The organism is Ruegeria sp. K5 (genome assembly GCF_056531805.1).
This window is the reverse complement of the sequence record NZ_JBQFML010000021.1, coordinates 1-12,718: the sequence shown is the minus strand read 5'-3', so window position 1 is coordinate 12,718 and position 12,718 is coordinate 1. Positions and strand designations below refer to the sequence as shown.

Annotated in this window: 18 protein-coding genes; 9 read left to right on the top strand and 9 right to left on the bottom strand. The window is 54.5% G+C overall.

From position 1 onward, the window contains the following. Positions 1-115: 115 nt before the first annotated feature. On the bottom strand, positions 116-622 hold the full coding sequence (locus ACR0MO_RS21380; RefSeq protein WP_480893251.1) for a hypothetical protein: 507 nt from the start codon (positions 620-622) through the stop codon (positions 116-118). A 146-nt stretch (positions 623-768) separates the two neighbouring features. Between ACR0MO_RS21380 and ACR0MO_RS21375 the strand changes: the two genes are divergently transcribed. Next, complete coding sequence (locus tag ACR0MO_RS21375) at positions 769-1,227, top strand: GIY-YIG nuclease family protein (protein ID WP_480893249.1); 459 nt, start codon at positions 769-771, stop codon at positions 1,225-1,227. Between the two features lie 291 nt (positions 1,228-1,518). Here the strand turns inward: ACR0MO_RS21375 and ACR0MO_RS21370 are convergent, their stop codons facing one another. The 8 genes from ACR0MO_RS21370 to ACR0MO_RS21335 form a co-directional block, all read right to left on the bottom strand. After that, positions 1,519-1,806 carry a hypothetical protein gene (locus ACR0MO_RS21370; protein ID WP_480893247.1) on the bottom strand — a complete coding sequence of 96 codons (288 nt, stop codon included), beginning with the start codon at positions 1,804-1,806 and terminating at the stop codon, positions 1,519-1,521. Positions 1,807-1,819: 13 nt separating this feature from the next. Beyond that, complete coding sequence (locus ACR0MO_RS21365; RefSeq protein WP_480774519.1) at positions 1,820-1,969, bottom strand: hypothetical protein; 150 nt, start codon at positions 1,967-1,969, stop codon at positions 1,820-1,822. Positions 1,970-2,112: 143 nt separating this feature from the next. After that, entirely contained in the window at positions 2,113-2,466 is a 354-nt protein-coding gene (locus ACR0MO_RS21360) for a hypothetical protein (RefSeq protein ID WP_480893245.1), read from the bottom strand. A 5-nt stretch (positions 2,467-2,471) separates the two neighbouring features. Beyond that, positions 2,472-3,137: an AAA family ATPase gene (locus ACR0MO_RS21355; protein WP_480774517.1), complete on the bottom strand. Its 666-nt coding sequence runs from the start codon at positions 3,135-3,137 to the stop codon at positions 2,472-2,474. Between the two features lie 184 nt (positions 3,138-3,321). Beyond that, complete coding sequence (locus tag ACR0MO_RS21350; RefSeq protein ID WP_480893243.1) at positions 3,322-3,984, bottom strand: helix-turn-helix transcriptional regulator; 663 nt, start codon at positions 3,982-3,984, stop codon at positions 3,322-3,324. A gap of 210 nt (positions 3,985-4,194) precedes the next feature. Next, complete coding sequence (locus ACR0MO_RS21345) at positions 4,195-5,466, bottom strand: helix-turn-helix domain-containing protein (RefSeq protein ID WP_480893241.1); 1,272 nt, start codon at positions 5,464-5,466, stop codon at positions 4,195-4,197. 387 nt (positions 5,467-5,853) lie between these two features. Then, on the bottom strand, positions 5,854-6,405 hold the full coding sequence (locus ACR0MO_RS21340; protein WP_480893239.1) for a hypothetical protein: 552 nt from the start codon (positions 6,403-6,405) through the stop codon (positions 5,854-5,856). A 336-nt stretch (positions 6,406-6,741) separates the two neighbouring features. Beyond that, entirely contained in the window at positions 6,742-7,560 is an 819-nt protein-coding gene (locus ACR0MO_RS21335; RefSeq protein WP_480893237.1) for an acyl-homoserine-lactone synthase, read from the bottom strand. A gap of 364 nt (positions 7,561-7,924) precedes the next feature. Here ACR0MO_RS21335 and ACR0MO_RS21330 point away from each other — a divergent pair, with 364 nt between their 5' ends. From ACR0MO_RS21330 to ACR0MO_RS21295, 8 genes are all read left to right on the top strand, one after another. Then, positions 7,925-8,266, top strand: coding sequence for a hypothetical protein (locus ACR0MO_RS21330; RefSeq protein ID WP_480893235.1), 342 nt, complete (start codon positions 7,925-7,927; stop codon positions 8,264-8,266). A gap of 177 nt (positions 8,267-8,443) precedes the next feature. Continuing rightward, the gene (locus tag ACR0MO_RS21325) at positions 8,444-8,857 is read left to right on the top strand and encodes a thermonuclease family protein (protein ID WP_480893233.1); all 414 of its coding nucleotides are present in this window, start codon (positions 8,444-8,446) and stop codon (positions 8,855-8,857) included. Positions 8,858-9,151: 294 nt separating this feature from the next. Next, entirely contained in the window at positions 9,152-10,423 is a 1,272-nt protein-coding gene (locus ACR0MO_RS21320; RefSeq protein WP_480893232.1) for a YadA-like family protein, read from the top strand. Positions 10,424-10,547: 124 nt separating this feature from the next. After that, positions 10,548-11,171, top strand: coding sequence for a hypothetical protein (locus ACR0MO_RS21315; protein WP_480893230.1), 624 nt, complete (start codon positions 10,548-10,550; stop codon positions 11,169-11,171). Continuing rightward, complete coding sequence (locus tag ACR0MO_RS21310) at positions 11,168-11,593, top strand: TSCPD domain-containing protein (protein WP_480893228.1); 426 nt, start codon at positions 11,168-11,170, stop codon at positions 11,591-11,593. The genes ACR0MO_RS21315 and ACR0MO_RS21310 overlap by 4 nt, the downstream gene beginning before the upstream one ends. Beyond that, positions 11,590-12,234 carry a lytic transglycosylase domain-containing protein gene (locus ACR0MO_RS21305; RefSeq protein ID WP_480893226.1) on the top strand — a complete coding sequence of 215 codons (645 nt, stop codon included), beginning with the start codon at positions 11,590-11,592 and terminating at the stop codon, positions 12,232-12,234. The genes ACR0MO_RS21310 and ACR0MO_RS21305 overlap by 4 nt, the downstream gene beginning before the upstream one ends. Continuing rightward, positions 12,231-12,512 carry an HAD family hydrolase gene (locus tag ACR0MO_RS21300; protein ID WP_170574749.1) on the top strand — a complete coding sequence of 94 codons (282 nt, stop codon included), beginning with the start codon at positions 12,231-12,233 and terminating at the stop codon, positions 12,510-12,512. The genes ACR0MO_RS21305 and ACR0MO_RS21300 overlap by 4 nt, the downstream gene beginning before the upstream one ends. 3 nt (positions 12,513-12,515) lie before the next feature. Beyond that, positions 12,516-12,718, top strand: a 203-nt coding sequence (locus tag ACR0MO_RS21295; protein WP_480893225.1) for a VirB3 family type IV secretion system protein, incomplete at its 3' end; no start/stop codon positions are given.

Below are 12,718 nucleotides of genomic sequence, written 5' to 3'. Positions count from 1 at the left end.
TTATCCGCACCTGGGCCACAGGGAGATCGCACTTGATTGGTTCGGGTCGGAGGCCGGTCTGCCGGCGTCCGACTAGCACGCGGTCACGCGCCCATAGGCGCGGGATTTGCCAGTGTCAGCTCGTCGGCTTTTTGAACCCTATTCTATTGGCCCCTATAGCCTCATGAAGTTCCAGGCTAAAGGCTTCCTCTATATCTCGGTGGATCAGCTCAAGAAGGTCGTCCATACCTCGCGTGCAGTCCGTCGAGACATGGGCTTTTCGCTTCGCGTCACCAACTGAAACAATGAACTCATCGCCCTGCAGCCAGATTTCGATCACTGTGCGAACCCAAGTCCAGCCCGCGTCATCCTGATTGTCGATGATTGTGCAAATGCCCAGGTGAATAGGTTCGAGATAAGTAACACCTTGGCCGTGAGAGCTAAGGCAAGCGTCTCTGTACTGAGTGGCTGGCTCAAAATCTGAGAACGGCGGAACACCTGAGACCTTGGATTTGTCGCACCCAAGGTATTCAGGCAGCTCGCTCAAAACCTTGTCGCGGACGGTACGCACACCTTTACATAGCTCGATGGTCTTTTCGCCGTAGGATTTTGTAAGGGCCTGAAGGCCCGCATATTTTGTCATTGGAATAGCCGATCCGAAAGTTGGTTCGTTCAAGATGTCCAATGCGTAGCGGACAACCTTTGGTTTGTCGAAACTTGTTTTTCTCGCCTCTGATACGGCGTAGGATTCAGAGAAATTACCGGCCTAAACCGCGTTTGAGATATGCAATGAGACGATCACGCAGCAAGAAACGACGTTCCGCTGAAGTTCGCTGGCTGGCGCAGCGAGTAAAGACAGGGACGGTTTATCTGATGGTAAGCCGCGACAAGCCGGATCTGTTTAAGATCGGTTTCACGGAGCGGCTGACAAAAGAAAGGCGGCGAGAGTTAGAACGTGCGTCTGGCGAACAGCTAACCATTGCCTACTCGGTGTCGTTGCCCTGGGCATACGCGACGGAACAACGACTGCATAAGTTCTATCGTCGTCGCCTGCGCGGATCTGCGCCAGAGCTGGGAACGGAGTGGTTTCGTCTGAGACGTTGGGAAAGCCTGCGTGGTGTTCGTAGACGCATGAACAGCATAGCAAAGCTGACCGAATGGGAAGCGAGGATTAAACTGTCGTGGGGCAAGGGCATCGAGGTCCGCAGCTTCACGAACCCAAGTGTCTTTGCGGATGTTCAAAAATGAAAGGCTGCACCATGCCTGAAGAAGAAGAACGGGTTTGTCTGATCGACGCGGATACAAACGAGCGAGCGGCCTATTACTACGGCCCAGGTTGGCGAGCCTTAGACACCTTGCCTGAAGCCGGGATAATCGACTGCATAAGCGTGACCGGGTTGCTTCGCGTTATTGACGCATCGAAACCGAGAGAAGCTATACGGTCCAGCGATGACAAGGGGCCTCGCAGGGTCGCTCTGGGGTTAGCACACAAGGCAGGAAAGATTTGGGCGGTCGCATGGCGGCCGAGATCCTGACGCCCTACCCTTCTTTCGCGGCATGGAATGCGTGCTGACAGGCTTGGAACAACAGCGCGGAATCCACGTCGATGTGCTGAACAGCGCGGCGATCTCCTTTGGTCACGCGAATAGACTGGTTAGCAATCAGCAAAAGGACTGACGCACCGTCGAGCTGTGTACTGCAGTAAAAGTTGCCGCCATTGTCCGTTTCTTCAATCTCGCAGGACCGGAGAAAGTGAAACAGATTGGCCTCTGACCGTTCCAGGCGAAGCCTCAAGGCGGCGGCGATGTCGTGAATGTCTTTGCTCATTGAAGATCCACCCTTAGCTCAACCGCTCCAAGAGGCGCTGTTCAAGCTCGATTTCCAATTGCAGTCTTGTTTGCTCGTTGGGATCTTCAGTTGCAGCAAGCATTTTTTGCAGGGTTTCAATACGGCGTTGATAAGTCTGTTGTTTTGCGTTGAGCGTACTCAAGGCCGCACTCCCGGTTTAGAAGAAAAGAAGGCCCGCCGAAGCGGGCCAGTTATGCCTTTTTCGCCACGAAAAAGGTTTAGAAATTGAGTAGCAGATTTCTCCATCAAGTCCAGCCTGGACGGAGCTGCGCACGTAGCCATTTGTTAGGTCTGTTCGTCACCATCCGGCCCCATAAGTTCCTCTAGCATCCGCCAATACGGCACATTCTGCTCGTCACAGCGCGCCTTGAAGGCGTCCAGCACCCTTTTGGGGCCAGTCACAAGGAATTTGTCTTGCGGCTCTGTCTGGCGGCGTCCAGCGCGTCTGGGGGCCTGTTTGGCAGCGGGTCGTTTCTTATTGGGCTCACGGCTGACGAAACCCAGATCAGCGCCGCCCTCTGCCGCTTCCTGCAGCTTTTCAGGGGCAACGGTCTTTCTGTTGCTCTTGAGAGGGATCTTAGTCGGCTCGCTGCCGCTATCGGTGTCGTCGTCGTCGTCACCAAAACCATAATTGCCCATGTCCCCTACCCTTTCAGCAGTTCCAAGGTGTTCATTGCGAACGCCTTGGCATTTACGGTCGCTTTGCCAACATTCGATACTTTTGCCGAGTCCAGCTCAGCCAGCAAATCAGCGTCGCGGAAAATGCGGGTGTATGCTGCTCGGCGCACTAGCGCCGTATCCAGAACAGGCACACCATTCAGCGCGGCACGAACGTCTTTCTCGTCATTCGTTTGAAACGCGGCATTGGTCCGGACCATCAGCAATGAATACTTGATTTCGCGGTTGATCATCTTGGATGTGCGCTGGACCAGCTTAACGGCACGTGATGCTTGTCGTGTTTCCATCGGAGTGGGTTCAAACGGGATAATGCACAGGTCGCTTTGGGACATAGCAAAGGTGACGATCTGTGACGCCGTACCCTCCATGTCCATCAACAGCACCTCGCACTTGTCCTCATAGGCCGCAACGAGGTCGAGTAGTTCGTCCTCAGCAGGTCCATCGACAACCTCGAAAGGCAGCTCAGCGTCCTTCTCTTTGCGCCGGTCGCGCCAATTGACCAGGTTGTTGTTCGGGTCACAGTCAAAAACTGCGACTTTGTAATCCATCTTCGCAAGTTGCTCGGCCAAGAGGAAACACGATGTCGTCTTGCCTGTGCCCCCTTTGGGGTTCACGAAACTGATGCTGATCACTGCTCTATCCTTCGTTGCTTCGCCTGCCTCTGGCGATAGTAATATTGATATTAGTTTTGATATTGATATTAAGACGGGCTGCACAAGTCAATATCAATATTACACTCAATATTGATTTCAATATCATATTAACAGCAATATTGATATTAATATTAGTAAGCAGAGCCGCATAGACGGCCAAGGATCAAAGCAAGCTGGCGCGGCTGGCCTTGTGAATGAGACTGAAGTTGGTGCGGCAACCCACTCTTTTTCTTGCCGATTTCAAGCGAGCTTTCACAGCAGCAGGGGTCAAGTCGAGTTCACCTGCAATCTCGTTTACGCCCATGTCCATTGCCAACAGACGCACAACCTCAACCTCTTTTTCGGTCAGCTCAACAGCTTCAGAGGCGAGGTCAACGAAACTATCGAACCAATCAGAAATGCTCTGCAATTCGCTATCTTCAAACTCTCGGTCATACCGCGCCGCAGTCAGCAGAGACTTCTTGAAACCCTTTGTTCGGCTCAGCGAGACACCATAGATCAGACCGTACTTGGCACTGGCCTGAAAGACCTTCCAGGGATCAGGCAAGCGAATTTCGGACCAACGCTTTGTCATCGAAATAGAGGATAGGGCGGAAAGAACGATCGGGTCTTTGGACACATAGCTCTTTTCGATGTATTCGGTCTGCCATTCCTTGTCGAAAGTGCTGTCGTAATACTTAAAGCCAAGAGGCGTGTAGTTGATGATCAGCGTGAAACCCGAGTTCGCAATCTCAGAGATCCACTTACGGTCCTCGATGTAGTTGCCCACGTTGGTAGGCTGATCCACGGTGACGATAGAGCCGTTTAGGTCGCTTGGATTATACACTCTGCCATGCTCCATGAAAATTTATGCCAAGTACAACTTCCCCGAGAACAATAAAAGGGGAAGTCTGCTGGCTATTTCTCCGCCCAAACGTCCATAGGGCAGGGGGCATGGCTAAGTTTTCAGTGCCTTTTCGCAAGATTTACAATCCTTTAAGACGATTGCGCCGAACGTCGGCCAAGAACCGCTCACAACAGCGTGATTGAACCTCGATCACATTCTTAGGTTTTGTTCGTCCTCTTTGGCGCGGCGGGCCAACAGACCCATGAAACTTGAAATCAGGTTCAGGTCGCCTTTTTCGTCGGCCTTCACCATCCCCCGGAAGTATCCGCCTGGGCTGACAACGGGGGGTTGCTTCGGATCTGACAACCGTGCGTCAGCGATCAAACCGGCAACCATAGCTCCCAAAGGCTTGAGCCGGGCGATAGCGTCTTGCCATGCGGAAATGTTGGTGCCTACTTCGGACAATCGTGTCCAGGTGCCTGTCTCGATGTCATACCAAGTCGGGTTGGGGTTTTCCATCCCGCCACCAGCGATGTCGATGTGCATTCGCAGTTCCGGTGAAGCAAGCTCATAAAACAGCCTGTTGCTGATCTTGGGCAGCTTTTCGGGATTGTGTGCCTCGGAATCCGCCTCATACTTGCTTTCTAAGCAATGCGGAGGGCCGTCAGGCCCGGAGCCTGAACAATTTGGTTCCGAGGCGGTAGCCGAGGGCCTTGTTATCTCGCCATCGGCGTTACAGGACAAAATGTTATCTTCTATTTGGTCTTGTATATGGCACCCGAAACCAGCTTCGGGTTCACCCGAAATATTGGTGGGTTTCTTCACAAAGGATTCTGCTCTTTTCCACAGATCATGTGCTGCCTGGACATGCGCAGCGAGGCGTTCCAGCGTCATGTACTTCAGCTTGTCAGAGCGCGGCCACGACCGAAACTCGTCCATAAGCTCGTCAGAGGCTTCAGGAGGGCAGGGGAGCGCCGCCAGAGTGGTCAGAGTGACCTTGACGTAGCGATACAGCCGTGAGCGGTCTCCACGCAGCTCGTCGTGCTGCTTCTTCTCTGCTCGATCCCGTTCCTCTGCGTCCAGCATATCAGGAATGAGGTTCAGGGCAGGGGTCAGGTAAAGGCCAAGGCCCTTGCGCTTGCATCTGGCACCATTCGCGCCAAGCCTGCGAGCCAGCAGGCCGATGCGTTCCAGCTCGCGCTCGTGGTTGTAGATGGTTTTGTCTGTCAGGCCGCGCATGGCGATGAGCGTTTCCTGTTTGGCATAGCAGAACGGTTCTTGTGAAACGTCCCGAAAGGCAGTCGGAGAAATCAGGTCGATGATGATTTCAAGTGTTCGAATGCACTGCGCTGATAGTCCCATGATCTGAGCGTAGACAACGCACAGTTGACGAAACCGGTCACGGTTCCAGGCTTCGGGCAAACCGTTGTGATAGCGCGTTGTGGGCTGCGCCTGAGCCGTTGCGATGTGACGGAAACTCATGCCTGAGACCTCACACGCTGAGTTGCGCTGTAATTTTGCGCGTCATTTTTGGGGGCGCACTTCGCCTGTTTTTTCGTTTTCATGCTCTGCTTCCTCGTTCGTGAAGCAAGGCGAAACGGGCCTCAAAAGCTGGCAAAACTTTTCTGTTCGCACAAATGCGTTTTTTTCTTGCCTGTCTTGTGGGAGGTGCGCTATGAATTAGGTGACCAAACCGTATTCATAGAGATCCCCCCCGTAGAGGCCCCGCCTTGCGGGGGTTCTTATTTTAAGGGTCTTGGTAACTCCTTCCGATTCTCTTTCTCATATGCCTGCGACCCTACCAGCATCGGGCTTGGCTCGCTAGACGTGGTGGGCAGGGTCTTGGTCATCGGCTATACTTTGTGTCGGTTAATATCGGACCAGCTCGTAGTCGTAGCGACCAAAAGTGTCCGACCATTCGACGCCAACACCCCGGAAATAGCTGGGACATTGCTTGCGCAGGGGAAGCCAATTTGGCAGTCCGCCCGACGCTCGATCCGACCAATGGAAGTTGGCGTTTGCATCGTAGGTTCCGACTGCCACATCCAACCGAACTTCGCATGGTCCATCGCGTTCGCGCACCTTGTAGCTGTAGTGGCGCACGTCGATGACACGGATCGAGCGCACAACATCAAAGTCTGATGACGACAGATCTACGGCGGCAAGCGTGGGCGCTGGAAGGGTAGGGGTTCCGTCCCCGAGATTAGCCCAAGGCATACCCGATGTATCGAGCGGCTTCCAAACGGCGGCTTGTGTGGTGCCCAAGGCGTTCCAGGACTCGGACGAGAAAGACGCCTCTACAACTTGAGGGGTGTCCTGATCGTCAGTCGGCAATTCGGGCAACGGATTGGCGCTGACCTCTTTGATGGCTTCGAGGCGTTGCATCGGTGACAGGGTGGTAGATCCTGCCGCCGCGCCCATTGGACAACGCCAAAGCTGAAGCGGTGGCTCAACGGGCAAGGGGGTTATGCGCCGAATGAACTCTGCACGAGCGGCATTGCAATCTGGTGAACTCGGCCAACCGCCCGCGAGGCACAGGAAGATCGCGCAGTCGATTGGGTAGGCTGAGGACGCTGTTGGTGCGACAATCGCAGACGACGAAACCAAGAGCGCCAGTTTGATTGATTTAGACAATTGAGTCATGACAATCCTCTCTGACTTGGAAACACGACATGGTTGAAGATGTCACGCACACGACAACCGGTCAACTTCCTTGTCATTGACATCAATCACAATGAAAATCAATCATTGCATTGTTTATGATGCCATTTGCGTGGGCAAGTTGACCCTCAAGAATGACGAGGCGTCGGGTTCCTGACCGTCCCAAGGGATCGACCAACGAACCTGTTCTTCGCCAGTATTCCATTTGAAAACGATGCCAACCCGGTCACGCTGTTCATTGAACAGCTCTGCAACAGGATCTCCGCTGGCTCGGCTGCGGTTAGGCTTTGGCCGGATAGCCTTGGGCATTTTGGGCGTTTCACAGACGTTTGTTGAGAACGCAAGGAACGTCGAATGCTGATCAGAAACCAAGTTGCCCATTGGCCGGGGTGAAAAACCCATCATCTTAGCCATTCGCATGAAGCTCGGCGCGCCCAGGAACAGGCAATGCTTCGCCCCGACAGACAGAAGGTATTCGTTGGCTTTCAGCAAAACGTGCGGTGCGATGCGGAGTTTCCCATTCGAGATAATGCGTGTCAGCTCCCATGTGTCGGTGGATACAGGGGGCGGCAAAAAGCAGAGGTTCGACGGGATGCCCTCGATGCGCTGCAGGTATGCGTCACGGATCATGTACGAATTTGGGTCAGGGCTAAGCGCGTTTACGTATTCTTCCCTGTCAGTCCGGAGTAGGCGGGCACCGCCGAGAACTTGTTTCTTCTCCTTGTCGATGGCCAGGACATACTTGGTGAGGTGACAATCGTACTCGTCGTATTCGCAGCCCATGATGCTGTCCAGCTCCCAGCCCATACGCTCACAGAACACGTTGCTGCGCATTCTGTGGAACTGCCGCCGGTACACATCATCTTCATCACTGCAGTTGAAGGGGATTACCTTCACTTCAATTCCTGATTGCACTTCCAACTCCGTACTTTGCTTCCTTGGGCATAGTTCGCGCCACGGTTGAGAGACGGTTTAAGAGAGAAAAAACGGGCCGGTAAAGTGTCGCGTTGCCAGACCTATACTTTGGTTAGGTCACTTGTACTTTGGTTGGGTCTGGCAACTTGTGATTTGACAAAGCTGAATTTTTCAGAATCAAGACATTCCATTGCCGTGATTTGAAAACATAATTCTGACGCAATTTATTTGCACTGTTTCAATGCAATGGCATTGATTTAGTAACATGCCTGTGATAGCTAGGTAGATGAGATGACAGCTATGCACTTCATATTGGCGCAATGCCCTAGTAGAGACTCCATTGAACGATGGGAGTCCGCAACCTATGAGAGAACTAACACCTGTGCTTTTGGAAAATGGGTTCCGGGAAGCGTTGCAGGATGGGGGTATTCTGGAAATAGACTGTACGGCACCAGTCGTACACGCCCGGAACTCCATCAGCGGCGAATGGAAATTCTTCGTAAGATCAAAAGAAGGCAACGACGAGGTCAGGCAAGTCCTTGTCGTTCAGAGAAACATCGAACATCGAGTGGTCAAGACAGCGTTAGGCGCGATGAGCTTGGCGGCTTCATTGGGGGCAACGGTCGTGGCCGTGCCCTTTGTGGAGGGTGAAACCGGTGTTTGCAAAGTCGATCCCAACGCAGTCTTCGAAGACGACACAAGTTGATGGCTTTTGGCCGAATCAACCACAGCTTGATTCGCGGCCACAAAAAACCCCTGAAATAGCGAGAACAGTTGCCGCCACTCACCCGGCACGGCGCGGGGTAGGGTGCCTCATTGCGAGAGCGCTCTACCCCGTTGCCGAAGGTTTCTGCTTTGCAATCCGTCGCGGAGGGCAGGGCGCATGAAGAAGGTTCTTCTATTCTCGGCGGCGCTGGTTGGCGTGATGTTGGCCGATCAACGGTTCGGGCAGCGCAAAACAACAATAAATCTGCCTGCGTCAGCAGTTTATGCCGTGGACGGTGACACCATCGACCACGGGGATGACCGCTATAGGCTTGTCGGTTTTGACACGCCAGAGACTTATCGAGCGCAATGTGAAGCCGAAAAAGCAATGGGCCTAAAGGCCAAGGATCGGCTCACAGAAATCATTCAAACAGCAGGACAAGTGGAACTGGAGGTTCAAGAAGAACTAGACGAGCATGACCGTTTCTTGGCGGTCGGGCGTGCGGGCGGTCAGGAGGTGGGGGCCATCCTGATTTCAGAAGGGCTCGCACGCCCCTATTGGGGCGGCAAACGTCAGCCCTGGTGTATCTGAGCTGAAGAACTGGAAACAGGAATGCAGCAAGAGGAAGGGAACTAATCGAGCAAAGAGCGGTCCTGTCGGTTGCGCCAACAACCGGCAGGACCTGAAACGCCCCCAAGTCCATCTGGGGCATTCCTCACACATCAAGCGAGTAACTGTACTATGGTAAAAACAGCATCACTCAATGCTGCCCCCAAGAATCATGTCGGCAAGGGGGGAGTCAACCGACGACCCGCCATATCGGCGAATGTCCAAACGGTAGCTGGCAGCGCCAAATCACTCACCTTTGGCGCAGTGATTGGCATTGTGGCGATTAGCCTCCTGTCAACCACCGCAACAGCGCAAAGCCTGGGCGGTAGCAATCTTCAAGTTGGAACCGGCACAGGCAATGGTGCTATTCGTCTTTGCGGCGGCGGCGACCCCGGCGATCAGGGCCGTGCGTGTATTTCGAACACGACCATCAACCAAGCGATTGATGACCGCATTCAGGCGGCAGGGGCGGCAACGCCCGGTGCAAATACTGTCGGATCGTCGCAGATCATCAACAACAGCGTAACCAGTGCGGACATTCAGAACGGGACAATAACCGGCACTGACATTGCCGATGGATCTGTCACAGGCACGGACATTCAGGACGGCTCGATAACGCAGAATGACCTTTCCGATAATTCGGTCGGGTCGGATCAGATCATTGATCAGTCTGTGACGCAGGCGGACCTTTCGGACAACTCTGTCGGGTCGGACCAGATCATTGATCAATCGGTGACGCAGAACGACCTTGCCGACAACTCAGTCGGCTCAGCTCAGATTATCGACCAATCTGTGACGCAAGCGGATCTGGCTGACAACTCGGTCGGATCGGCCCAGATCATCGACCAATCGGTGACACAGGCGGACCTGGCTAACAACTCGGTCGGATCGGCTCAGATCTTCGACCAATCGGTGACACAGGCGGACCTTGCCAACAACTCGGTTGGATCAGCCCAGATCATCGACAACAGCGTCACGCAGGCGGACCTCGCCAACAACTCGGTCGGATCGGCCCAGATCATCGACAACAGCGTCACGCAGGCGGACCTTGCTGACAACTCGGTTGGGTCAGCTCAGATCATCGACAACAGCGTAACGACTGAGGACATCGCCAACGGCACAATCCAAAACGAGGATTTGGCCGAAGGGTCCGTGAACAGTCAGACAATCGAGAATGACTCGGTTCTCTTGGAAGATCTGAACACCGAAGTTCGTCAGTACATCGACAACGGCAATTCCAACGTCCTGAACCAAGCGAACAACTACACAGATCGTCGCGTGAACCAGTTGGAATCAAAGGTCGACCGCAACGCGGACATTGCAAACGATGGGGTCGCTATCGCGTTGGCAGCGCAAGTGCCAACACTTTCAGAAGGAACCGTTCAGGCCGTCACTCTGGGGTACGGCTACTACTCGGGTTCTTCAGCGTTTTCCATCGGTGGGACAGCCCGGATCGAGGACACCAATTGGCAAGTCTTTGGAACAGTGGGGTACGGCTTCAGGGCCGAGAAAATCGGTCTGAGCATGGGCCTCTTGTGGAGCCGGTGACGGCTTCATGACGGTGGCCGGGCGTTTGATTTCCTCCCTCTCAGACGTCCGGCCAAAAGTACCCGTAATAGTAATTATGTAAAAACTACTGACCTATTTTTTGAAAGGCGGAAAGGTGATCACAGTGGCCTTCGACACTATCGAAAGCAAGATTGATCGGCGCTGGGTGCCTGCCGCCCAGAGCTTCGAGCAAGCCCGTAAGGACATTCTCACCGTAATCCGCCACCTTGCCGGAGAACGGTCAACCATCAAGCGCGCGATGCGCGAATACTGGCTGGAAAGCGATGCCCGCGCCACGGCTTTCGGGATCGCGCTCGAAATGTTCCATGTCCTCAATGATCTTGAGTATGTCCGTGCAAATCGGCTCTACAAAGCCTTGAAGCTGCACGCAGACGTTAACAAGGCGTTGGGTCCGAAAGAGCTGTTCCGCTTTGCTTCACCGGAAAAGGCCGCTGCTCTCATCAAAAGCAACAGCCGAGCAGACTATGCCAACTCATACGCAACCCTGAAATTCGGTTGCGACCTGTCAGGCACAATCGACGCCGACACCGCGCGCGACGTTCTGAACCGGCATGAAGCCCTTTGGTTCGTTTACCCAAACGCCACCTATCACGTTCACCTGATCCGCGAAGGTGTCTGGCTGGACATCGTTATGCCGCTTGAAGTGGTCGATGAGCTGCGCCTTGACGTGGATTTCGCAATGCAAATCCGACAAGCGGAACTTGATGCGCAGGGAGCTTTGTCATGAACAAGCCAGCGCGCAAAGTTCTTCCTGATCGTCGGCTGGCTGAAACACGCCGCGTTGAAACTCCGCAAGGGCACACTGCCTTTGTCACCATCGGGTATGATCCGGCGTCGCCAATCAAACCCCGTGAAGTGTTCTATAGCGGTGGTTTTCGCTCTGGCAGTGACCTCGAATACCATCTGCATGATCTGTGCGTTCTGATTTCGCTGTTGCTGCAGCACGGCGTAGCAGCTTCGTTTCTGTCGCGCTCTATCGCTCGCAAGACTTCGGCCCTTGGTGGCGAAGAATACGCAAGTCTCGCAGGCTGGTTGGTGGATGCTGTCAGCATTCCGCCGTCCTGGACCGATGAGTACGTGGCCGCGACCGGCAACGAACAGAACCCCTCCAATTCCTCGCCAACTCAAGCAAAGGAGAAATCCGAATGATCGCAGCAATGCGGCCCCTTCTGCTCGTCTCCACGGCATTTGTGGCGACCGGCGCGAGCGCCCAGGTCATCGAGTATGAACCGGATGGCAGCGTGTTTCTCAACGGTGCGCGGGCAGAAATCGTCAATGGCGTCGTTCGGCCAATCCGGATGCGTGAGTACACGCTTGACGAAAAACCGGAAGCGCCGAAGGCCAAGCCACAGGAAAAGATCGAGATTGCGGGCAAGGCACCGCGGCCTCGCAGATCCTCGGGCGGCTGGTCGCAAGAGCGGATCGTCAAAGAAATCCATGCAGCGGCAAAACGGCACGACATTCCGGCCGAGTTGTTCATGGCACTGGTCTGGCAGGAAAGCCGGTATCGCGCTGATGCTCTGTCGCCCAAGGGTGCCTATGGCTTCGCACAGCTCATGCCCGGAACTGCGAAAGACCTGGGCGTGAACCCAAAGAACCCTGCAGAAAATCTCGACGGTGGTGCCCGCTATTTGGCGGCGCAGTACCGCGAGTTCGGAACCTGGAAGCTGGCGCTTGCCGCCTACAACGCCGGGCCTCACCGCGTCGTCGAATACGGCGGCGTCCCCCCCTTCACCGAAACCCGCAACTACGTGCGGATCATCCTAAGCAAAGTGAGTAAAGACCTATGAAAAGAACCCACTTCTACCAGCAGATGGCGTTTTTCGCGATCACTGCGTTCATCATCACCGCAGCGCCCGCCTCCGCTGGCTGGCTGCAAGATGCCATTGGCGATTTCATCAACGAAACACTGGCCGACTCGAAGGTCGTTGGCGTCAGCCTTGCTGCTGTCGGCTTCATCTGGGGCTGTCTCGCCTACGTGTTCGGCTGGGGTTCGCTGAAAGGCCCTGTAATCGCTATCGTCGTCGGTGCTGTTATCGGCCTCGCTGATACGTTCATCGGAGCCTGATTGATGCCGCGCCGCAATACGGTCTTTCGCGGCCTGAGCCGCCCCGCAGAATGGGGCGGCCTACCCGTGATCTATCTGCTGGTGATCCTCGGGATGACCATGCTTTCGTTCTTCATGTTCGGGATAGCGCCAGCAATCATTGCGGGTTTTGTTTTCTACACCGGGCTTCGCCTCTTTTACGAATGGGAACCGGCTTTCTTCCGCGT